23 protein-coding genes are annotated in these 20,747 nt (G+C 65.8%); 20 read left to right on the top strand and 3 right to left on the bottom strand.

The window, feature by feature from the left end:
* Positions 1–6: 6 nt before the first annotated feature.
* Positions 7–555 (bottom strand): hypothetical protein, encoded by a 549-nt coding sequence (locus tag BCM27_RS17795; protein WP_110117435.1) that lies wholly within the window; start codon positions 553–555, stop codon positions 7–9.
* Between the two features lie 54 nt (positions 556–609).
* Here BCM27_RS17795 and BCM27_RS26220 point away from each other — a divergent pair, with 54 nt between their 5' ends.
* From BCM27_RS26220 to BCM27_RS17765, 6 genes are all read left to right on the top strand, one after another.
* Positions 610–822, top strand: coding sequence for a helix-turn-helix domain-containing protein (locus BCM27_RS26220; RefSeq protein WP_004023677.1), 213 nt, complete (start codon positions 610–612; stop codon positions 820–822).
* A gap of 275 nt (positions 823–1,097) precedes the next feature.
* Positions 1,098–2,285: an AAA family ATPase gene (locus BCM27_RS17785; protein ID WP_004023676.1), complete on the top strand. Its 1,188-nt coding sequence runs from the start codon at positions 1,098–1,100 to the stop codon at positions 2,283–2,285.
* Between the two features lie 253 nt (positions 2,286–2,538).
* The gene (locus BCM27_RS17780; RefSeq protein ID WP_004023675.1) at positions 2,539–3,021 is read left to right on the top strand and encodes a hypothetical protein; all 483 of its coding nucleotides are present in this window, start codon (positions 2,539–2,541) and stop codon (positions 3,019–3,021) included.
* A gap of 648 nt (positions 3,022–3,669) precedes the next feature.
* Positions 3,670–3,951 (top strand): hypothetical protein, encoded by a 282-nt coding sequence (locus BCM27_RS17775; protein WP_004023672.1) that lies wholly within the window; start codon positions 3,670–3,672, stop codon positions 3,949–3,951.
* Positions 3,948–4,205, top strand: coding sequence for a hypothetical protein (locus BCM27_RS17770; RefSeq protein ID WP_004023671.1), 258 nt, complete (start codon positions 3,948–3,950; stop codon positions 4,203–4,205). Before BCM27_RS17775 ends, BCM27_RS17770 begins: the two co-directional genes overlap by 4 nt.
* 161 nt (positions 4,206–4,366) lie before the next feature.
* The gene (locus BCM27_RS17765) at positions 4,367–6,265 is read left to right on the top strand and encodes an HK97 family phage prohead protease (RefSeq protein ID WP_004023670.1); all 1,899 of its coding nucleotides are present in this window, start codon (positions 4,367–4,369) and stop codon (positions 6,263–6,265) included.
* Positions 6,266–6,332: 67 nt separating this feature from the next.
* Here BCM27_RS17765 and BCM27_RS17760 read toward each other — a convergent pair whose 3' ends face one another.
* Positions 6,333–6,878: a hypothetical protein gene (locus tag BCM27_RS17760; RefSeq protein WP_141638841.1), complete on the bottom strand. Its 546-nt coding sequence runs from the start codon at positions 6,876–6,878 to the stop codon at positions 6,333–6,335.
* 76 nt (positions 6,879–6,954) lie between these two features.
* Here BCM27_RS17760 and BCM27_RS17755 point away from each other — a divergent pair, with 76 nt between their 5' ends.
* Positions 6,955–7,581 (top strand): hypothetical protein, encoded by a 627-nt coding sequence (locus BCM27_RS17755; RefSeq protein ID WP_141638840.1) that lies wholly within the window; start codon positions 6,955–6,957, stop codon positions 7,579–7,581.
* Positions 7,582–8,196: 615 nt separating this feature from the next.
* On the opposite strand, the gene BCM27_RS17750 is transcribed toward BCM27_RS17755, so the two are convergent.
* Positions 8,197–8,787 (bottom strand): TetR/AcrR family transcriptional regulator, encoded by a 591-nt coding sequence (locus BCM27_RS17750; RefSeq protein ID WP_004023667.1) that lies wholly within the window; start codon positions 8,785–8,787, stop codon positions 8,197–8,199.
* Between the two features lie 424 nt (positions 8,788–9,211).
* Here BCM27_RS17750 and BCM27_RS17745 point away from each other — a divergent pair, with 424 nt between their 5' ends.
* The 13 genes from BCM27_RS17745 to BCM27_RS17685 all read left to right on the top strand — a co-directional run bounded on the left by BCM27_RS17745 (position 9,212) and on the right by BCM27_RS17685 (position 20,717).
* On the top strand, positions 9,212–10,390 hold the full coding sequence (locus tag BCM27_RS17745) for a thiolase family protein (RefSeq protein WP_004023666.1): 1,179 nt from the start codon (positions 9,212–9,214) through the stop codon (positions 10,388–10,390).
* Entirely contained in the window at positions 10,390–11,136 is a 747-nt protein-coding gene (locus BCM27_RS17740; protein ID WP_004023665.1) for an SDR family oxidoreductase, read from the top strand. Before BCM27_RS17745 ends, BCM27_RS17740 begins: the two co-directional genes overlap by 1 nt.
* Entirely contained in the window at positions 11,133–12,263 is a 1,131-nt protein-coding gene (locus BCM27_RS17735) for a beta-ketoacyl-[acyl-carrier-protein] synthase family protein (protein ID WP_004023664.1), read from the top strand. The genes BCM27_RS17740 and BCM27_RS17735 overlap by 4 nt, the downstream gene beginning before the upstream one ends.
* Positions 12,263–13,441: a thiolase family protein gene (locus tag BCM27_RS17730; RefSeq protein ID WP_004023663.1), complete on the top strand. Its 1,179-nt coding sequence runs from the start codon at positions 12,263–12,265 to the stop codon at positions 13,439–13,441. The genes BCM27_RS17735 and BCM27_RS17730 overlap by 1 nt, the downstream gene beginning before the upstream one ends.
* A complete protein-coding gene (locus tag BCM27_RS17725) occupies positions 13,438–13,911 on the top strand; it encodes a Zn-ribbon domain-containing OB-fold protein (RefSeq protein WP_004023662.1) in 474 nt (157 codons plus the stop codon). Before BCM27_RS17730 ends, BCM27_RS17725 begins: the two co-directional genes overlap by 4 nt.
* Positions 13,908–15,083, top strand: coding sequence for an acyl-CoA dehydrogenase family protein (locus BCM27_RS17720; protein WP_004023661.1), 1,176 nt, complete (start codon positions 13,908–13,910; stop codon positions 15,081–15,083). The genes BCM27_RS17725 and BCM27_RS17720 overlap by 4 nt, the downstream gene beginning before the upstream one ends.
* Positions 15,080–16,198 carry an acyl-CoA dehydrogenase family protein gene (locus BCM27_RS17715; RefSeq protein ID WP_004023660.1) on the top strand — a complete coding sequence of 373 codons (1,119 nt, stop codon included), beginning with the start codon at positions 15,080–15,082 and terminating at the stop codon, positions 16,196–16,198. Before BCM27_RS17720 ends, BCM27_RS17715 begins: the two co-directional genes overlap by 4 nt.
* Entirely contained in the window at positions 16,198–16,956 is a 759-nt protein-coding gene (locus BCM27_RS17710) for an SDR family NAD(P)-dependent oxidoreductase (RefSeq protein ID WP_004023659.1), read from the top strand. Before BCM27_RS17715 ends, BCM27_RS17710 begins: the two co-directional genes overlap by 1 nt.
* Positions 16,934–17,476: a MaoC family dehydratase N-terminal domain-containing protein gene (locus tag BCM27_RS17705; RefSeq protein WP_004023658.1), complete on the top strand. Its 543-nt coding sequence runs from the start codon at positions 16,934–16,936 to the stop codon at positions 17,474–17,476. The genes BCM27_RS17710 and BCM27_RS17705 overlap by 23 nt, the downstream gene beginning before the upstream one ends.
* A complete protein-coding gene (locus tag BCM27_RS17700; protein WP_004023657.1) occupies positions 17,477–17,905 on the top strand; it encodes a MaoC family dehydratase in 429 nt (142 codons plus the stop codon).
* Positions 17,906–17,990: 85 nt separating this feature from the next.
* Positions 17,991–18,749: an SDR family NAD(P)-dependent oxidoreductase gene (locus BCM27_RS17695; RefSeq protein ID WP_004023656.1), complete on the top strand. Its 759-nt coding sequence runs from the start codon at positions 17,991–17,993 to the stop codon at positions 18,747–18,749.
* A complete protein-coding gene (locus tag BCM27_RS17690) occupies positions 18,746–19,477 on the top strand; it encodes an SDR family NAD(P)-dependent oxidoreductase (protein ID WP_004023655.1) in 732 nt (243 codons plus the stop codon). The genes BCM27_RS17695 and BCM27_RS17690 overlap by 4 nt, the downstream gene beginning before the upstream one ends.
* Positions 19,478–19,550: 73 nt before the next feature.
* Positions 19,551–20,717, top strand: a complete 1,167-nt coding sequence (locus BCM27_RS17685; protein WP_004023654.1) for an acyl-CoA dehydrogenase family protein — start codon at positions 19,551–19,553, stop codon at positions 20,715–20,717.
* The last annotated feature ends 30 nt before the right edge of the window (positions 20,718–20,747 follow it).

Below are 20,747 nucleotides of genomic sequence, written 5' to 3'. Positions count from 1 at the left end.
TTTCGGTCATGGGTTGGTCTCCGGGTTCTTCCGTCGGGGTAGTTCGTCCTCGTCCAGGTAGCCGAGATCCTTTGCCCTACGAATCCAGCGGTCAAGCGTCTGGATGGAGGTACCCATGTCGGCCGATACCGTCTTTCGCACGGGGAACCCGCCCAGGACCGCGGCCCGGACGCGCTGCGCCACCTCCTCGTAGTGGGCATCGGAGAGTTTCCCGCGGGCGGTGCGCTCACCGGGCCGTGTCTGGGACTCGGGGTCCCGGACCATCGCGGGGGTGGCCATCTGGCCGTCGGCCGTCGCGGCGAACTGGGCCGCGGCGTGGGCTAGGCGCCGGGATGGTATGGCGCGCAACGTTTCTGGGGTGATCGCGGCGTCGGCGTCGGACCGTATCTGGAGGTCCACCAGGCGCGGACCGCCCTTCCCGGTGACCACCCGGACGACGTAGGAGTGGGCGTGGCCGGCCAGGACGACGAGGATCCCGAACAGGTCTCCCAGGCCGCCCTCCACCCGGCGGACGTCGGTCACGTCGCCGGTTCTCTGTTTTCGTGGTGTGCGCATGTTGAGAGCCTAACACTCTGGACAGTTCGCACTCAACGATGGATTGTTAGTGCCATGAGCACACGAACCAGTACCCCTCCAGACATTGACCAACTCCGCCATGTTCCAACGGTTTCCGTGGAGGAGGCGGGCCGCTACCTCGGGGTGTCCCGGGCCTTCGCCTACACCATGGTCCGGAACGGGGACCTCCCGGTGATCCGCCTCGGGACGCGCCGCGTCCGAGTCCCTTCGGCCAAACTGCTCCGCATGTTGGGCGTGGAGGCATGACCGCCCTCATCTACGCCACCCTCGGGGCCGCCGCGTTCACTGTCGGGTGGGGCCTCGGCACCCTCGGCCGGCGGTGAAGTGCCAACCCAACCCGGAACCGTACCGGCCCTTGTGGCACAACGCTTTACGTCCCAGGAGACACTCATGTCCCGACACAGAGAAACGCCCCCCGCTGACCACGAGGGGCGTCCCAGACCAACACTTGACGACCGCCAAACCGTCGTGACCAGCATACCGTTCCGCGGTCTCGATGCGCTGACCGTCGGCGGTGCCCAGTGAACGACTCCAAGCGCATCGTGGAGATGAGGGGCGCCAAGGCCCGCGCGGAACGTCAGGCCGAGGCCAACGCCAAAGCGCTTAAGTTCGTCGATGAGAACCTGCTGACCCGGCGCCAGGTTCGTGACCTTCCGACCCCGAGGTGGATCGTCTCGGAGTGGCTGGTCGCTCAAACCCTGGCCAGCGTGTTCGGTGAACCGGGCGTGGGGAAGTCGGCCGTAGTCCTCGACATGGCCCTCTGCGTGGCCACCGGACGCCCGTGGAACGGACGCGCCACCCTCCCGGGCCGCGTGGTCTACCTCGTGGGTGAGGGTCTCACCGGCATGGAACAACGGATCTCGGCCTGGGAGGCGGAGAACAATGGCGGCCGAGAGGTCTCAGGTCTCTATCTGTTCCGGGCGTCTCTGCCACTAATCGACGGAGACCCTCGAACCGACGCCCTCGTGGAGAAGATGGCCACCATCCGGCCCAGCGTCATCGTGGTGGATACCCAGGCGCGCTACACGGTGGGGCTGGAGGAGAACTCGGCAACAGACCAGGGGAAGTTCGTCGACTATCTGGACGACCTGGCGGAGGCATCGGGGTCGTGCATCCTCGTAGTTCGACACGCGGCCCGCGGGACCTCCCACGCCCGCGGTTCCACGGCCTTGGAGGGCGCGGTGGAGACCGAGATTCACGTGGACCGCGACAAGCGCAAGGCGGACACCCTGGGGACCATCACCCTCACGAAACAGAAGAACGGCCCCGACGGCATGAGTGCCGAGTTCGCCATGGTCGCCGCCCATGGCTCGGTCGTCGTGAAGGTGGGCGGGGACGTACCTCGGAAGTTCGTGGGCGGGGACCCGTTCGCCTCTCCGCGCATCGTGACCCCCAGGGATTCCCACGCCCGCCGCTTGGCCTGGATCTGTTGGGTCAACTGGCGGGAAGCCACCACCGGGTTCACGCGGGACAACGCGCGGAAGGCGTTGCAGGATTCACCGCTGAGGATTCGCCGGGACTCGTTCTACAAGGCCTGGTCCCGCCTGGAGCGCGACGAATATGTGGAGGCGGTCACCGGGTCGTCCCGGTTCAAGGTCACTGAAAAGTGCATCGACACAGAGGGATTCACCCAGGACATGGCCTCGGAGTACGAACGCCAGGAGGCTTACCTCACCCCTGAATCCGAGGCCTCCGATGCCGACGAATGAAGTTGTGGCGCCACGCCACAAACGGCGTGTGGCCCCAGGCCCTCGGCCCAGTGTGTGGCGCCACGCCACAACTTCCCCCATGCCACGCCAGAACCCCAGTTCAGAGGGTGTGGCGTCACGCCACAAACCGACGCCACAACACACCACAAGTCCACGTTTGTGGCGTGTGGTGTGGCGTCCTCCCCCCTTTAGGGGAGGACCCATACGCCACAAGGACCGATTTTCGGTCGAACCGAACCAAGGAGAATCGACGATGACAAACACCTCCGCCGGCCCACGAGGGGCCTGGGTGCATCTGTTCAGCGACACCATGTGTGGGCACGGGTGCCGAACCGTAGAACGACACGGCGCCATCGTCGGGCGGACCTCGGCATCGGTCACGATCCAGTTGTTCGACTGGAACGTTCTCGACAACCGGATCCCGCAACCCCTCCCGGGAGAGGTCCTCGTGACCGACGCCGCGGAGTTGGCATCCCTGGGTGCCGCGGTCTATCGGAGCTACACCGAGGCCCGTCCCGCCGAACTGGAGGCGGTGGCCGCCGGCCTGGGTCAGTGCGGGCACGCCACCGTCCGACCGCGACGAGAACGGCCGTACGAACCGGTGAGGTCGGAACGGGAGCGTGACACCTACAACGCCGAGATCGGAGTCCTGTCCCCGCACGAACTCTCGGACGCGGTCCTCGATGAGGCGGAACGGCGAACGCCTGTCCGTGTGGAACGGAGGACCGCCGAGTGAAGCCGGAGTCCGTCAGAGACGAGCGCCGGCGTCATCGTGATGACCCGGCCGCCTTGGAACTCCTCGCGATCCGCGAATGGGCCTCGGAGCTTGCCCAGCGCGCCGACGCATGGCTGGAGGGTCGGGAGCGACTTCGCGAGCGACAGGCGAACGAGGCCGCCCGCGTAGGCAACCCGAGGAGGTCTCCTCGATGAGTTCCTGTTCCGTTGTGGACTGCGGCCGCCCCGTCCATGCCCGTGGGTGGTGCGCTCGGCACTACCTCCACAACTGGAGGACCGGCCGGCCCACCGCGACAACGCCGACCACCGAACCCTGGGCCGCCCTCCACGGCCGGCGGTTCGGCGATCTAGTCGCGGTCTCCTGGGACGGTGTCCGCCGGCGGTGGTCATGTCGGTGCGACTGCGGCCGTGAGCGCCTCGTACGCGGCTCGCGACTCACGTCTGGCCACGTTCGGTCCTGCGGCTTCCATCATGCGGCCAGCGGCCGTCCTGGCCCCGGTCCGAGGGGGTAGGGGGTCCGTGCCGCTACGCCTCGACCTCGACCCCAGGACTCCGGGTCTCCTGGCGTTTCAAACCCGGACCGGACCGCGGTCCGTTTCCCCGCCGCATTCCTGACCGCCACCTCTCACCCCACAGAAGGGCATACGCCATGACTGAACCCACCCGATCCGACCCGCTAGGCGCCCTCGTGACGCGGGCACTACTCGCGGCCGGCGCCGGCGACCGCGCCCAGGTGGACCGCATCGTCACCGAAGCCGACCGACACGGCCACGTTGCCCGACTTGTCTGGCAGCTTGCGCGGGCACTCGCTGACCGCCTTCCTCCGGACAAGCTCATCGCCCTGGCCGTCCAGCAGGCCGACGCGGCCGCGGGAGGCCCGCCGGCCGGGTCACCCGGAGATCCCCGCGACGACGAGCGGCTGGACCGATGACCGACGACCGCCCGACCGCGCGCCGGGTTCTCGAGAGCGCCAGAACGGGGCGTGGGAGTAAACGGCATCGGCACACCGAGTTCGCCGCCGAGAATGGCGCCCGCATCGTCGTGACCCGCTATGCCAACTCCGCGGCCAGGGTGACCGTGTTCTCAGACGGTTCTCGGCGGGAGTTCCGGGAGTCCTCCGCCGGCGACGACCGGTGGTTACTCGCGGCCGTCGGCTACCGGCTGGAGGTGACCGCGCCGGTATAGTGGGCGTCGGAGCGCACGTCGCCAGTTCGGCCGCCATCCTCACCAGCGGTGAGGCCCGCGAAGTCCGACCGCGAACGTCATCCGACACGAAAACTCCCAGGGGGAGTTCCTATTTCGTGTTCGTCGATTACTCCATCTCTCACACCCTAGGAGGGTGAATCGTGCATGTTCTGCACAAGAATTACGAACTGTCCGGCCTGAAAACGGCCGGTCTGGCCGACGGTGAGTTCATCGGTTGGGCCAGCACCTACGGCAATATCGACGCCCAGGGTGACCGGGTGGTGAAGGGCGCGTTCGCGGCCTCGGTGAAGTCGATCACCGACGGTGACGTGACCCCCGTCCTCTGGGAGCACAAGTCCGATGACCCCCGGATGCAGGTGGGCCAGATCAAGTCCGCCGAGGAGACCGACGAGGGCCTCCGCGTCCACGTCGCCCTGGACCTGGACACCGAGACCGGCCGTGCGGCCTACAAGGCGGTGAAGTCGCGCCGCGTGAAGTCTCTGAGCATCGGTTACGGAGTCCTCCAGGCCACCAAGGCCACCGATGGCGCCCAGGAATTGAAGTCTCTGGACCTCGTGGAGGTATCCCTGGTGGCCCGTCCAGCGAATGACCGGGCGACCATCACCGCCTCCAAGGCCGCCGACAAGGCCGGGACCCCGGCCCTCGTGAAGGCCCGCAAAGCCGCCGCGGAGTTCACCGCGGCCGACGAGACCACCGACAAGGACGACACCGACGAGACCGCGGAGATGACCGTGGGCGAACGTCTCGTGGCGTCCCTGGAGTCGGCCCTGGCCGACGCCCAGGCCCTCATCGACGCCGCCGAGGCCGAGGGCCGCGACCTCACCGAGGCCGAGGCCGACGCCGTGGAGAAGGCCCACTACCGCGCGCGACTGGACAAGCGCGACCTGGAGGCGTGGGAGAAGTCCACCCCGTCCCTGCGCCACGGCACCCAGCACCTCGCGGACGTCATCCACGGCAAGTCCACGGAGGCGGAGTTCACCGCGCGGTGGGGAACCTCCGACGCGCCGGCCGAGGCCCTCACCAAGTCCGTCCCCGATTCCAAGTTTATTCGTAAGACCAAGAAGCACAAGGAGATCCAGACCATGGAGACCCAGGACCAGTTCCTCACCCTCGGCGCCGGCCGGAAGGCATTCGCGGCCACCATCGCCAACAAGATGACCGGCGCCGACACCGAGAACGCCTTCCAGGGCGGAGGCATGGGCACCAAGGCGCTGACGACCTCGGGCCAGGCCATCACCGACGTCCCGATTCGTCCAGACGTCATCCCCACCGGCCGGCCCGCGACCAGTCTCCTGGACGTGATCCCGACCATCACCCGTCCCGTGCCGACGTGGCGCTACCTGCGCCAGAACGCGCGCGCCCTCAATGCCGCCCCGGTGGCCGAGGGTGACCTGAAGCCGGTCAGCGAAGTGGGAACCCAGACCATCGAGTCCGGGGCCGTGGTCATCGCCCACCTGAGTGAACCGGTCGGAAAGTTCATCCTGGAGGACGCGCCCGGACTCCAGCGCTTCGCGGCCGAAGAACTCGTGTTCGGCCTGGATCGCGCGGTGGAGGCCCAGGTTCTGGCCGGCGACGGAACCGGGGAGAACCTGACCGGCATCCTGGCCACCTCGGGACTCCAGGTGCAGACCTTCGAGAGTTCGGCCATCGTCTCGATTCGGAAGGCGCTCACCAAGGCCGAGGCCGCCGGATATGTGCCCACCGTCGCGGTCCTGCGGCCCGAGGCATGGGAGGAGATCGAACTCACCGCCACCTCGGCGGACGCCATCGCCTTCCGCGGGGTGCCCATCGATCTGACCGAGCGGAAGATCTGGGGTCTGCGGGTGGTCCTGTCCACCGCGCTCCCCGTTAAGACGGGCCTGGTCCTCGACCCGGCCGCGGCCAGCATCGACATTGTCGGCCGCCGGATCGACATCGAGTGGTCCGCCGAGGCCGGCGAACTGTTCCAGCGCAACCAGTTGCAGGCCCGAGTGGAAGGCCGATTCGGCCTTTCGGTCTACCAGCCCGCCGCCATCTACCGGGTGGCCACCGCCGCCTGACGGAATCGTGAGGACGGACGGCCTCGGGTCCATTCATGGGTCCGGGGCCGCCACAATCGTCAGAGGCTCAATCGTCGTCTTCCACCGGATCGGCTGTCCTGGCGACTACAGCAGCAATCACCGAGGGGGCATCGAATTGCTGCTCTCGGGCACGCGCGATCTTCCCGTCCCCAGTTCGAACACTGAAGTAAAAATGGGTCGGCCAACTGGATTTGGGCTTGTACGTCCTCCTTTGTAACCCCTCGTGATACGCACGCGCCACCGGCAGGATGTTCGCCTGCCAACTCTGCTCGGCGCCACCAACTAGACGAAAAGGTAGCTGCTTCCCTTCGATGTGGCCGACCGTCAGAAGGGTTTTCCTGGTGCCTGCGGGCGTCAGTAGAAACTCACTCACGTTTACTTCGCCGCGGCCACGATTAACCACTGTGAACTCGACGATGACACGCTGCCTGCCCGGATCGTTCGAGATGTGGGCCGTGCGGAGCAGGATTCGCGGACCCGTCGCGCGGTAGGCGAGGAACGAGATCCACGCCGATCCGAGAGCTACGAGGGCGGCGAACCCTGCGACTCCCAATGCAGTAATGCTCACCCAAGCAGGCGCACCGGCTGACATGGGATGAGTGTAGATGCGGTGCAACGACATGCGTCGTGTAACGGGTCTTGGTGGGGGCCGTTGCGATACTGAGGTAGTGGATGAACAACGGAACTGGGCGGAGGTCCTGGCGGGACCACTGGCGGGGGCTTCGATCGGCGCCATGGTCGTCATCGGTCTGGCGTTGGCGGGGCCTGGTCGCTACTACGGGTGGCGCCTCCAGAAGGTCCTGGACCTCATCGGCGGTATGACGTCCATCGACGGTCTAGACGACCAACGCCGGGAACTGTGCGCCGACGCCGAACGGCTATCTAGGAGAGTGGCCGCGTACCACCGCGTGCCGACGGAGTGGCACATGATGATCTGGGCAGCCCTAGGGGCTGTCTGGACCTATGGCTCGATAATCGGGCTTGGGGTTTGGACCAAGGACATCAGGGAGGGCATCGCCGGCTGGCAGACTGCCGCGTTCGTGCTGTCGGTACTCGTGGCTGCCTCACCTGGCTTTCTGACCATCCATTGGGGCCTAGCATCGACGCGCTACACCTACCGGGAGAGGCTGAGGTATGTCCACGAGGGAATGTCTGGAGAGTTCCACCGTCGATTATCCCCGCGTCCGGAGTGGTTGGCGCCCAAGCCTGATGTCTGGAACTCGGTCGATGACTACCGGGCATTTGCAGATGGAGACCCCGAGGCAGGAACCGGGGACATGCCAAACGTGTCCTAACTCTGTCCTATGTCTCAGAGTCACGGGCCAATACGGCCTAGACGCAGAGTCACACAAACCCGCGTCTACCTGCACGAACTGAAACACAGTAGACACCCGAGTACGTCCTACTTCACACTGGCAGTGTGGGGGTCAGGGGTTCGAGTCCCCTTAGCTCCACAGAACGAACCCCGTTCCGACACACCTGTCGGAGCGGGCTTCGTCATTGGGGGGATTGACTACCCTTGCCGCATTGCCTGCAGCCTACGAAGCACCTCGGCGGGCGGCCTCATGACGATCGTCGCTCACGCGCCCGTAGACCGCCATCGTCATCCGCTCGCTGTGACCGCGCCGGGCGGCGACGGGGCGACCGCGGATACAATATCAATGGCTAAATGCGTGTAGCACTTTGTTTCTTTTGCTGTAGCAATTCAGAGCTCGGGGTGATTTAGTCACTGTTCTGAACAAGAGCGTCGAACACTCTCGGTGCAGAAGCGCGAACTGCGTATCGTCAGCTGTTCACAGCCGTCCTCGGAAAGTGATTCGCGCTCGGCTTTGCGCCAGAGCATGTTCGTGCCCGCTTTCCGTAGGGTGCCCCCCGGGGGGGGGCAGGTCTTACCCGGCCGAGACTCGTACTCAGTCTGACGAGAGCGTGGGTAATGCGCGGGTGAGGAGCCCACATACTTCGTCTTTAGATAGCACCTTCTCTTCTAGCCACTGGGCGGTTGCCGCTCCAATCATTGCTTGGAATGCGCGTACGCGCGCTCGTGCGGCACGGTCGGTTAGCGACTGGCCGGTCATTATCAGCAGCCGGTCTTCCCATGTGCTGAGTGCATCGTCCAGGAGGCCTGCGATTTCGTCGTCGCAGAACGATGACTTGCTCGCCTGGGTCAGAACTTTGAACGGCTCATGATGCGTTTCGATAAAGCTCAACCAGCGATCGAATGTCGACGCGATCTGTGCTTCGTTGGCGATTGATGTCTCGGAGGCTGAATGTGCGAGACCGAGCGGGTACGTGGTGAAACGACGCAGCGCCGCGATGTAGAGGTTCTTCTTAGATCCGAAGTGATAATTCAGGTTCGTTCTTGTAGTGCCCGCGGCGGTGGCTAGCTCAGCAGTCGATACGGCCTCGTAAGGGCGCTCGGAGAAGATTGCCAGCGCCGCGTCGATCATCCTCTCGCGTCGAGCATCGGCGGACAGCCGCACGCGTGTTGACGTTCGTGTCACCTGGGTACTCCTAGTAGCGGGTGTCCTCCACGACGCAGAGGGTACCCCTACTCCCTCGGGTTTCAAGCTAGGCGACGCAGATCTAACAGTGCCAATCGCGGCGGGCCAGGATGGGGCGCCAGCGAGGGCTCCCATGTCGAAGTGCCCGCTGTCCGCCGCGAGCATCGATGCCGGGTCTCGGTGACAAGCCCCCAATTCAAGAAGGTATTGACATGTGTCCTGCCTTCTTCGTACGCGTCTGCAGTTGCTCGGTCGTGTGGCCACGGCAGGCTATATTGACACATGCGTCAGTAGACGTAACAATCATCCTTGCCGAGTACCAACACGCAAGCCTGGAAGGCCGGGTCTTTCCCCGGAGTGAACAGGGGTGACCCGCGGGGAAGTCCTTGCCGAGGGTCCGAATTCCGAACGGAGAAGGTGCCACATGAAGTCAGCGGTGATCGTCGACATCGTCAGAACAGGGGCTGGAAAAGGTAAGCCAGGAGGCGCACTATCCGGAATCCACCCGGTGAACCTTCTGGCCGAGACGCTGCGCGCCCTGCTCGAGCGCAACGACCTCGATCCGGCGACGATCGACGACGTCATCGCCGGATGCGTGTCGCAGGCGGGGGAGCAGGCCCTCAACATCGCGCGCAATGCCATCCTTGCCGCGGGTATCCCGGAGTCGGTGCCCGGTACCACCGTGGACCGGCAGTGCGGGTCGAGTCAGCAGGCGGTGCACTTCGCGGCCCAGGGCGTTCTCGCCGGTGCCTATGACATCGTCGTCGCTTGCGGCGTGGAATCGATGAGCCGCGTCCCCATGGGGTACAGCTCGGTGGATCAGGATCCCAACCGGGGTCCGCTGTCCGCCCGTTACCCCGAGGGGTTGATCGGACAGGGTGTTTCAGCCGAACTCATCGCGGCCCGGTGGAAACTCGACCGCGAGGCACTCGACGAGTACGCCGCCCGCTCGCATCAGCGGGCTGCTCAGGTGACCGAGGCCGGCGGGTTTCAGCGTGAAATCGTGCCGATCACCGTCGACGGTCACGTGCATGACACCGACCAGACGTTGCGTGCATCCACGACCGTCGAGGGACTCGGTGGACTGAAGCCGTCCTTCGTCGACGACGGCCTGCAGCAACGCTTCCCGGAGATCAATTGGAGTATCACCCCGGGTAACTCCTCGCCGCTGACCGACGCCGCCTCGGCCGTGTTGATCATGAGTGAGAAGAAGGCGGGCGAACTCGGATTGACTCCACGTGCCCGGTTCACTGATTTCGCGGTCACGGGCAGCGATCCGCTCCTGATGCTGACCGGTGTCATCCCCGCAACGGAGAAGGTGCTGACGCGTTCGGGTCTGAGCATCGATGACATCGACGCCTATGAGGTCAACGAGGCATTCGCGCCGGTGCCGCTGGCGTGGCAGCAGGACCTGAAGGCCGACCCGGAGAAGCTGAACCCTCGTGGCGGGGCCATTGCGCTCGGACACGCGCTGGGGGCATCAGGCGTCCGCCTGCTCGCGACGCTGGTCAACCACCTCGAGGACACTGGCGGGCGCTACGGACTTCAGACGATGTGCGAGGGCGGCGGTATGGCGAACGCGACGATCATCGAGAGGGTCTGATGAGCATCGGACAGATCACGCCGGACTTCGACGGAACCACTGTCCTGGTGACCGGTGGGGCCCAGGGGATCGGCTATCAGATAGCCAGCTACTTCCACGCCGCCGGGGCGCGTGTGGCGGTGCTGGATTACGACAAGAAACTGCTCGACGAGGCATGGGGTGGCATTGACCGCGTGCATCTGGCGGCTGTTGACGTCAGCAACGGGGATGCGGTCCGGTCGGCGGTCGACGACGTCGTCGCATGGGCCGGTGGAGTCGACGTCGCGGTCAACAACGCCGGGATCGCACGCGATGCCGTCGTCTGGAAACTCACTGACGAGCAGTGGGATTCGGTGCTTGCTGTGCACACCACCGGAACTTTCAACGTGACTCGTTCGGTCGTCCCGCACATGCGTGCTGCCGGCGCCGGACGGATCATCAACGTGACGTCCTACACCGGTATGCACGGGAACATCGGACAGTCGAACTATGCCGCGGCGAAGGGCGGGATCATCGCCTTCACCAAGTCGGTTGCCAAAGAGGTGGCGCGATTCGGAGTCACCTGCAATGCCATCTCGCCCAACGCCTCCACCGCCATGGTCGCGGCGGTGCCGCCGGACAAACTCGCGGAGATGACGGCTTCGGTTCCGGCCGGTCGGTTCGCCGAGGCCTCCGAGATGGCGCCCGCAGTCGGATTCCTGGCGTCGGCACAGGCGGCGTATGTCACCGGCGTCGTCCTCCCGGTCGATGGCGGGGTGTCGATGTGACCAGGCTCAATCCTTCGACCACTGCGGCCGATCCGATCCCGATCATTGGTATGGCGGCGACGCCGCTGGTGGTTGAGTCGGACGCGGTCCTCGATGAACTCGTCTTCGAGGCGGTGTCGAACGCGTTGCGTGAGGCCGGTATTCGCAAACAAGAGGTCGACTTGTCGATCACCGCGTCCCTCGACATCTACGACGGGCGGAGCATCTCCAGTGGCCTGACCAATGCCGCCTCCGGCGGTTACCTCGGCCAGTCCTATCGACTGGAGGGTGATGCCGGCCAGGCAATTGTCGCCGCAGCGCAGACGATCGCGGCCAACGATGCCGACGTCGTGGTCGCCGTCGGGGTCTACAACCCTGAGGTCTCCACCTCCGACCGACGGGCATTCGTCCAGCAGATCTCCAACTACGGGTTCGAACCGCACTTCGACCGTCCGGTCGCTCTTTCCGCGGAGACGGTCTGGGGGCTGCATGCCGGCCATGCGCTGGGTGCGGGTCTGATCGATCGTGACCGTCTCGCCGAGCTCGCCGCGGATGAGATCTCGCGTGGGGCCACGTCACCGCACACGACCAGGACAAAGGCAGTCTCCGCGTCCGAGGTCCTGGGTTCGGACCTGGTCAACGGGCCGCTGACCGAACTGATGCTGCCCGCCGATTCCACCGGCGCGATCGCCGTCGTCCTTGGATCTCTGCCGCGCGCGCGACGCGCCCGCACAACGCGCGCGGTACTGACCGGATGGGGGCAGGCCAGCGGCGACACCACTCCGTCAGGAACCTGGCTCACCGACCCGGCGGCGCCCACTCGTCGTGCTGCCGACGAGGCATATAGGCGTGCCGGAGTGTCAGCGCCGAATGATCAGATCGGAATCGTCGAACTGACTGCCCCGACTCCGGCCCTGCACGCGCCTGTTCTCGGCGCCCTCGGCCTCGATGGTCCCGGTGTCGTGGTGAATCCGTCTGGCGGCGTTCGTAGTTCGTACCCCGGTGTGGCCAACGGTGCACTGCGGTTGCTCGAGGTCGTGCACGCGCTGGAGAACAGCGGAGTCGGTCACGGCGTCGCACAGTCGAGTGATCCGTTGACCGGAACGATCGCCGACACCGCGACGGTGTTGGTGGTGGAGGGAGTCTGATGTCTACACGAGCATTCATCGGCGGTGTCGGGATCACCGAAGCGACCTCGCCGCGCAAGCAGACCTCGTCGGCCGTCGAACTGATCCAGCAGGCGGTCTGGGCGGCCATCGAGCATGCGGGCATCACCCCGGCTGCACTCGACGGACTCGTCATCGGCGACATCGACGGCTTCGAGGGAACCGTCCTCGGCGCCAAACACATCGTCCGGCAACTCGGCTTGGGCGCCGACATCCCGGTCTCGGTGATCAACACCGGTGGAACGACCGGCGGCAACCTGATGCAGGTCGCAGCACGGCAGGTCCGATCCGGTGACCGGCAGCGGGTGTTGTGCATCGGCGGGCCGACCTTCTACGGTGCGGTGGACCTGCAGTCGGCGATCAACACGAATTCGCCGATGATCGTCGAGCAGCCTCTCGGAATGGGTGCGTATCACATGGGCGCGTTCTATCCGAGCGCCTATCAGCGCAGGTTCGGTGCGACGGTGCAGGACTTCGCGGCCAGCGCGGTTCAGGACCACGAGCATGCATCGCGCAATCCCTATGCGCACCTGCGGAACACGCTGACCGTCGAGGACGTGGTCAACTCTCGTCCGCTGTCCAGTCCCATGACCATGGCGATGGTGTGCCCCGTGTCCACGTCGGCGAACGCGCTGCTCATCTGTTCCGAGGCGGCGGCCGCCGAGGTGCTGCCCACACCGGTTCTCATCGGCGCCATGGCCACCAGCAGCGATCCGTACCTCGGCGGCGGTAAGAGCGATTTCGCCGCGATGGAGAATCTCTCGATCCTGGCACGCAAGGTGTATCGCCTGGCCGATGTCTACGATCCGATTGCCGACTTCGACGTCGTCGAGGTGTTCTCGCCGTATGCGCCGATGCAGCCGATGCAACTCGAGGCGCTCGGATTCGCGCCGCCCGGCGGGGGCATCGACCTGATCCGCTCGGGGGCGACCCGTATCGACGGCAAGATCCCGGTCAACCTGTCCGGCGGACCGCTGTGCACCAATGCCGGCGTGGCCGGCGAACTCGCTCCCTACGTGTACGTCGCACTACAGCTCATGGGCGACGCTCCGGAACAGATGCAGGTACCCGGCGCCCGCCGGGGCCTGGCACACGGAACCGGGGGCACATTCTTCCAATTCGAGAATCTGGCTGTCCTGGAAAGGTACGAGCGCTCATGACCACCGAAACTTCTGGCACCATCACGACCCAGCGGGTCCATTGGGACCTCGACTACGACGTGCACCTCGGTCGGACCTGGGGCCGCTTCATGCAGGGGCTGACCGAGAAGAAGATCCTCGCCAACGCGTGTCCGGAGTGCGATCGGGTCTTCGTCCCTCCGCAGGCATACTGCGAAGCCTGCTTCGTGGCCACCGATGAGTGGCAGGAACTTCCGCCCGAGGGCGAGGTGGAGGTGTTCACCGTGGCGTGGCAGAGCTTCCGCGGTGGGCCGAAGCCGCCGTACGCCATCGCCGGGATCCGCCTCGACGGCGCCAGCACGCTTCTCATGCACTATGTGAGCGGGCTCGACCTCTCCGATCCCGCCGCAGTCGGCGGCCAGCTCAAGCCCGGCGCGCGGGTTCGGGCCGTCTGGGCCGATGACCGGACCGGACAGATCCTCGACATCGCGCACTTCGAGCAGATCCCATGAGCACGACCATCTCCGACGCCGTCTCCGAACTCCTCGCGGCCCATGACCCGTCGACGACCGAGCGGTTCGATTTCCTGCGTGCCCAGTTCGATGCCGGGCTGGCGTGGGTGCACTACCCCGAGGGACTCGGGGGCCGCGGACTCGACCGAGAGTTACAGGTCACGGTCGACCGGCTGTTGGCAGAAGCCGGCGCCCCCAACAACGAGCCCCATCGCAACATCATCGGTCTCGGGATGGCGGCGCCCACGATCCTCCGATTCGGAACCGACGAACAGAAGGCTCGCTGGTTGCGTCCGTTGTGGACGGGCGAAGAGATCTGGTGCCAACTCTTCTCCGAACCGGGAGCAGGCTCGGACCTCGCCAATGTCGCGACCAGCGCCGTCCGCAAGGACGACCGGTGGGTCGTCAACGGCCAGAAGGTGTGGACTTCGCTGGCCCACGACGCCAGCTGGGCGATCCTGGTCACCCGAACAGACACCTCGGTCCCGAAGCACAAGGGCCTGACCTTCTTCGTCTGCGACATGAGTGCAGCAGGTGTGGATGTGCGTCCGCTGCGCCAGATCACCGGTGAGAGTGAATTCAACGAGGTCTTCCTCGACGGAGTCGAGATCCCCGACGAGGATCGACTCGGCAACGTCGGACAGGGATGGGCCGTCACCCAGAACACCCTGATGAACGAACGAGTCGCTATCGCTGCCGGCACCGTGCCGCGGGAGAGCGGAGCCATCGGGGAACTGGTCAAGGTCTGGCGTACGCGGCCGGAGCTGCGCACCGCGGCACTGCACGACGAGGTCATGCAGTTCTGGGTCGGGGCGGAGGTCGCCCGCCTGACCGCCGAACGGCTAGGCCAGAAGCAGGCAGCCGGCCAACCGGGCCCGGAAGCGTCGGGGTCGAAGCTCACCTATGCCCGGCTCAACCAGCAGATCGCCTCTCTCGAGCTCGATCTCCTCGGCGCCGAGGCACTTCGCTACGGCGACTACTCGGCGCGCCGGCCGGTGATCGTCGAACATTCCGAGAGTCCGGCTGGGTGGCGCTACCTGCGGGCCAAGGGCAACTCGATCGAAGGCGGCACGTCGGAGATCATGCGCAACATCATCGCCGAACGTGTGCTGCAGCTCCCGCCCGAGCCGCGCGCCGACAAGGACACGCCTTGGAAGGATCTTCCCCGATGACGGTCACGACGCCGGAAACCGGCAATCTCCTCTACACCGAGATCGAAGATGACCTACGCCAGAGTGTGCGATCGCTGCTGGACAAACGGTGTGGGTGGACAGAAGTTCTGGCGCGCACCGAATCGGCCGATCTCGTCGACACGAGTCTGTGGTCCACCCTTGCCGGCGAACTGGGCTGCGCGGCCATGCCGATCCCCGAAGAACAGGGCGGTGCCGGCGGGAGTTGGCGCGAGGCCGCAGTGGTAGCCGAGGAACTCGGCCGTGCGGTCGCTCCCGTGCCGTTCCTCGGCTCGGCCGGCATTTCCACCGCCCTGCTGCTCGAACTGCGCCTGGCCGACGTTCTCGAGCAGATCGCCTCGGGCGAGTCGACGGCGGTGTTGTGCATTCCGTTCGCGGCGACGCCGTACGACGGCGATCCGTCGTCGGTCACCGTGGACAGCGGGCGTCTGCAGGGTCGGGTGTCCGGTGTCGTCGATGCCGGCGCCGCCGACATTCTGCTCGTGCCCACCACAGACGGTCTCTACCTCGTGCCCGCTGATACCGCGACGATCACGGAGTCGGTGTCGCTGGACATGACCCGACCCGTCTCGGACATCTCGTTCGACGGCGCCGAGGGCCGACGTCTCGCCGACGCGGGCGCCGAGCTCGACGCGGCCGTGTTCACCGCCCTGCGGGTCGGAGCGATGCTGCTGGCCTCCGAGCAGCTCGGCCTCGCCGAGAGGTGCCTGGATCTCACCGTCGAGTATCTGGCGACTCGTCGGCAGTTCGCCCGTCTGCTCGGGTCCTACCAGGCACTCAAGCACCGGCTTGCCGACCTGTGGGTGCTCATCACCCAGGCGAGGGCGGTCGCGCGATACGCCGCCGAGTGTGCCGCGACGAGGTCCTCGGATCTGCCGATCGCCGTTGCCCTGGCGCAGGCCACCTGTTCCGAGGTCGCGCAGCAGGCGGCCGAGGAGTGCATTCAACTCCACGGAGGTATCGGTTTCACCTGGGAGCATCCGGCGCATCTCTACCTCAAGCGCGCGAAGGCCGACGCCATAGGTCTGGGCACCGCTTCGGCACATCGCGCGGCACTGGCCACGCTCATCGACATCCAGTTGCCGGAGGCGCGCTGATGGCCGCCGATCTCACCGGTACCACGGCTGTCGTCACTGGCGGTAACAACGGGATCGGCCGCGCTCTCGCCGTCGGCATCGCCAAAGCCGGTGCAGACGTGGCGATCTGGGCGCGCAATGCCGAGCGCAATGCGCAGACCGTCGCCGAGATCGAGACATTCGGGGTGAAGGCGCTCGCGGTGAGCTGCGACGTGACCGACGAGCAGGCCGTCATCGCGGCCATGGACGAGACGGTGACGACGCTCGGGCCGCTGGGTTGTTTCGTGGCGAATTCCGGGATCTCGGTCGAGACCCCGATCGTGGACATGTCCTTCGACACCTGGCGACATGTGCTCGCCACGAATCTCGACGGGGCCTTCCTCTGTACTCGCGAGGCGGCGCGGCGGTTCGTCGACCAGGGAGTCGGTGGCTCCATGGTCGTTGTGTCGTCAACCATCAGCCGCTACGGCGGGGCGGGTATGGCCGCCTACGGTGCGAGCAAGACCGGGGTGCTCGGCCTCGGCCGGACACTGGCGGTCGAACTCGCCCGGCACCGAGTGCGATGCAACGTGCTGATCCCGGGATGGACCAAGACCGCCATGAACGAGCACTTGCAAGCAGACGAGCGGTTCGTCCGGGCGACTAGCGGCCGGACGCCGGTTCGGCGATGGGCGGAGCCGGAGGAGTTCCACGACATCGCGGCCTTCCTGGCCGATCCGACCCTGACGTTCCACACCGGAAACGAGGTGATCGTCGATGGCGGTTACACCATCTACTGAAAAAGCCTCCGACGCAACGCACGCCACCGGTGACAGCGGTGGGTCGGGGACCAGGTCGTCGGCAGCGGATCTCCCCGACATTGCGGGCCTCAAGCGGTCACTGGACGGTAAGCAACTCCCGGGCGCCAGTATCACCATCGAGCCGTATCAGAGCGTGCTGGCCGATTACGCGCTGGAAGCCGGTACCGACGACTCGGGTGACGCGCACCCGTTGTGGGGGCTTGTGTTTGCCCTGCGGGGGATGGGCATCAGCGTCGACGAGCTGTGCGCTCTCGCCGGCCAACGAGCCCAGGACGTGCTGTTGTTCGGCAACTGCGAAGTGATCCAGCACCGGCCGTTGCGCGTCGGCGCCACGATCGATGTCTCTGCGACCATCGAGCCCGTCAGTCGCAAGGAGACCCGGAACGGCGGTCACCTGGACTTCGTGACCGTCCGAACGGCCTTCCACGACAGAGACGACCCGTCCGATGGTCCTGTCGGCGAGGTCGTCAACGGCTTCATCTTCAAGCGAGGAGCGTAGATGACACTCACGACCGAACCGCGCGTCGGTGACGCCCTGCCCGCCTTCCTCGTCGACTCGGTGGACGCCGACAAGATCCGGATCATGGCTCTGATCTTCCAGGACCCCAACCCCATTCACTTCAATCTCGAGGCTGTGCGCGATGCGGGTCTGGGCGACAGATTCGTCAACCAGGGCGGTGTCACGATGGCTTACATCATCAACATGCTCACCAGCTGGACCGGGTCGCGCGGGTCGATCCGTTCCCTGTCCACCCGATTCACCGCAAATGTCTTCGCAGGGGATGCGGTCGAGGCCGGCGGAACGGTGACCGGCGTGCGCCACACCGACGGTCAGACGCTGGTCGACTGCGACGTCTGGGTCCGTCCCGTCACCGCGGACGGCGATGCACCTCCCGTCGTCGCCGGAACCGCCACCGTCGCACTGTGAACCCGTCGCGCACCAGCACGATGGAACACGACGGCCGACTACATCGACCAGGGGTTGCTCTGGTCTCACAACAAGGAGAATCTCAGTGAAGGTCAGCGGAAGCTCGGCCCTGGTCACCGGTGGAGCGTCGGGTCTCGGCCTCGCCACCGCCGAAAAGCTCAGCGCCGCCGGAGCGCAGGTCGTGATCGTCGATCTCCCCGGATCGCCCGGCGCGGATGTCGCCGAACGCTCGGAAGGCATCACCTTCGTGCCCGCCGATGTGCGTGACAGCGAACAGATCTCGGCAGCCATCGAGACCGCCTCGTCCCTGGCTCCCCTGCGGATCACGATCAACTGCGCGGGCATCGGCGACCCAGCCAAGACCCTCGGACGTCGCGGCCCCCTCGCGCTCGACCGGTTCGAGCGCGTCATCTCGATCAACCTGCTGGGGACCTTCAACGTGATCCGGCTCGCCGCCGAGGCGATCGCGGCCACCGACCCCGTCGAGGGGGAGCGCGGCGTCATCGTGAACACGGCATCGGTGGCCGCTTTCGACGGGCAGGTCGGCCAGGCGTCCTACTCCGCATCCAAGGCGGCGATCGCAGGGATGACGTTGCCGGTCGCCAGGGATCTGGCCGAATCGTTGATCCGCGTTGTCACCATCGCGCCGGGAATGTTCGCCACCCCGATCTTGCAGGGGTTGACCGACGACGCTCGTGCGTCGCTGGAGGAACAGATCCCCCATCCCTCACGGTTGGGCCGGCCGACCGAATATGCCGACCTCGTTGCGCACATCGTCGACAACCCGATGCTCAACGGTGAGACCATCCGGCTCGACGGCGCTCTGCGGATGGCACCGCGATGAGCCGCACCGCGCTGGTGACCGGCGCGTCACGGGGGATCGGTCTCGAGATTGCCCGCCGGTTCGCCTCTGCCGGATGGGATCTCACCGTCAGTGCGCGAACCGAATCCACTCTCGCCGAGGCGACGGACTCGCTGCGTGCCGAGTCGGCAAGCGAGGTGAGCGCGGTCGTGGCGGACATGGCGTCGGAAGAGGACGTCTCGAGGCTGGCCGCCGCACACCGGGACCGCTTCGGTCGCCTCGACGCCCTGGTACTCAATGCCGGCATGGGCTCGATCGGCCCGTTCGACGAGTTCCCGGTCCGCAGGTTGGACAAGCTGCTGACCGTCAATGTCCGCTCTGCGTATCTGCTCATCCAGCAATTGCTGCCTCTGCTCCGGGCTACCGCGGGTGACGCCGGATCGAGTCGGGTGATCGCGATCTCGTCGCTGACCGGGACGGCCTCGGAGCCGTTGAACTCGGCTTATGGCGCGAGCAAGGCCGCGTTGACATCGCTGTGCGAGACGCTGAACACAGAGGAGTCGCTCGGCGGGGTCAGTGCCACTGCGTTGTGCCCTGGTTACGTGGCGACGGACATGACCGCACCTCTGACCGGTGAGGTCCCGGCCGACACCATGATCGACCCGGTCGAGATCGCCGAGCTCGCGGTCGGACTGACCCGGCTGGGCCGCAGCGCGGTCATCCCCGCCATCTTCATCTCTCGGCCCGGACCGCTCGTGTGGCGGGTCTGAGACACCCAATTCCGCACCCGGCTGTCCTGTTTCGGGACAGTCGACCGAGTCCCCACAATCGTAAGGTCAGCCCATGCTGTTGGATTTGGACGACGCCCGCCGTGACTTCCGCGACTACGTGCGCGGGTGGGTGGACAAGAATTTTCCTCCCGAGCGCGCTCTGGAGCTGGAGAAGCAGGAGTACCAGTATCCGTTCGAACTCTGGGATGCCATGGCCGACGCTGGCTTTCACGCCATGGGCATCGACGAGGCGTATGGCGGGCAGGGTGGTGACGCCGTTGACACCGCTGTCCTGGCCCGGGAGCTCGCGCGAAGCCTCGGCGGCCTGTCCTGGGTGTGGGGCATCCCCTCGTTCGCCGGTGCGAAGGCGCTGAGCCACGGCGGTACCGAGGAACAGAAGAAGGAACTTCTCCCCGCACTCGCCGCCGGTCGCATCCGCTTCTCCATCGCGGTGACCGAACCCGGCGGCGGCACCGATCTGCTCGGTGCGATGCGCACGCGTGCCACCAAGGTGCCCGGTGGCTGGAAGGTCTCCGGGCAGAAGATGTGGTCCACTGGAGCAAAGCAGGCCACGTATCTGCTGCTGCTCGCAAGAAGCGGCGATCCTGAAGGTCCCGGCAAGCGTCCCCCGACGACACTTCTGCTCGTCCCGACGGACTCGCCGGGTATCGAGATGAGATACATCCCCAAGATGGGCATGCGCGCGATGGGGTCATGTGAGGTCTTCCTCGACGACGTGTTCGTGTCCGACTCACAACTGCTCGGCGTCGAGAACCAGGGCTTCAAAGTGCTCGTCGCTTCACTGAACAACGAGCGGGTGATGAGCGGTGCACTGGCGTTGGGCATGCTGGACGGCATCCTCGAGGAGTCCGTCGAATACGCATCGACCCGCACCGCATTCGGAAAGGTGATCGGCGGGCACCAGATCATCCAGCACTACATCGCCGACACCGCCCTCGCCCAGAAGCAGTGCGAGCTACTTACATTCGACGCCGCTTGGCGCGAGGCGTCGGGTGCGAACTGCCACAAGGAGGCGAACATCGTTAAGGTCGTGACTTCCGAGCTTGCCGTTGCCTCGGCCGATCGCGGCATTCAGGTCCTCGGTGGGATGGGCATCTCGTCGGAGACTCACGCGCAACGCTTCTGGCGGGATCTGCGTCAGTTCCGGATCGCGCCCATCAGCAACGAGATGGCGCGTAACAACCTCGCCGAAACCTTCGGTCTTCCACGGTCCTACTGAAGACGTAGCCGTCAACCAAGAGAACTGCCC

This window comes from Gordonia terrae, from assembly GCF_001698225.1.
GTDB classification, from domain to species: Bacteria; Actinomycetota; Actinomycetes; order Mycobacteriales; family Mycobacteriaceae; genus Gordonia; species Gordonia terrae.
The sequence above is the reverse complement of the archived record's forward strand: the minus strand, read 5'-3'. Positions and strand labels throughout refer to the sequence as shown.

Bases quoted from the DNA above. Each gene is read 5' to 3' on its own strand.
- BCM27_RS17780 (WP_004023675.1), top strand. From the start codon at position 2,539: ATGACAAACACCTCCGCCGGCCCACGAGGGGCCTGGGTGCATCTGTTC.
- BCM27_RS17705 (WP_004023658.1), top strand. From the start codon at position 16,934: ATGGCGGTTACACCATCTACTGAAAAAGCCTCCGACGCAACGCACGCC.
- BCM27_RS17760 (WP_141638841.1), bottom strand. From the start codon at position 6,878: ATGTCAGCCGGTGCGCCTGCTTGGGTGAGCATTACTGCATTGGGAGTC.
- BCM27_RS17700 (WP_004023657.1), top strand. From the start codon at position 17,477: ATGACACTCACGACCGAACCGCGCGTCGGTGACGCCCTGCCCGCCTTC.
- BCM27_RS17740 (WP_004023665.1), top strand. From the start codon at position 10,390: ATGAGCATCGGACAGATCACGCCGGACTTCGACGGAACCACTGTCCTG.
- BCM27_RS17690 (WP_004023655.1), top strand. From the start codon at position 18,746: ATGAGCCGCACCGCGCTGGTGACCGGCGCGTCACGGGGGATCGGTCTC.
- BCM27_RS17730 (WP_004023663.1), top strand. From the start codon at position 12,263: ATGTCTACACGAGCATTCATCGGCGGTGTCGGGATCACCGAAGCGACC.
- BCM27_RS26220 (WP_004023677.1), top strand. From the start codon at position 610: ATGAGCACACGAACCAGTACCCCTCCAGACATTGACCAACTCCGCCAT.
- BCM27_RS17725 (WP_004023662.1), top strand. From the start codon at position 13,438: ATGACCACCGAAACTTCTGGCACCATCACGACCCAGCGGGTCCATTGG.
- BCM27_RS17685 (WP_004023654.1), top strand. From the start codon at position 19,551: ATGCTGTTGGATTTGGACGACGCCCGCCGTGACTTCCGCGACTACGTG.
- BCM27_RS17745 (WP_004023666.1), top strand. From the start codon at position 9,212: ATGAAGTCAGCGGTGATCGTCGACATCGTCAGAACAGGGGCTGGAAAA.
- BCM27_RS17710 (WP_004023659.1), top strand. From the start codon at position 16,198: ATGGCCGCCGATCTCACCGGTACCACGGCTGTCGTCACTGGCGGTAAC.
- BCM27_RS17770 (WP_004023671.1), top strand. From the start codon at position 3,948: ATGACCGACGACCGCCCGACCGCGCGCCGGGTTCTCGAGAGCGCCAGA.
- BCM27_RS17720 (WP_004023661.1), top strand. From the start codon at position 13,908: ATGAGCACGACCATCTCCGACGCCGTCTCCGAACTCCTCGCGGCCCAT.
- BCM27_RS17795 (WP_110117435.1), bottom strand. From the start codon at position 555: ATGCGCACACCACGAAAACAGAGAACCGGCGACGTGACCGACGTCCGC.
- BCM27_RS17775 (WP_004023672.1), top strand. From the start codon at position 3,670: ATGACTGAACCCACCCGATCCGACCCGCTAGGCGCCCTCGTGACGCGG.
- BCM27_RS17715 (WP_004023660.1), top strand. From the start codon at position 15,080: ATGACGGTCACGACGCCGGAAACCGGCAATCTCCTCTACACCGAGATC.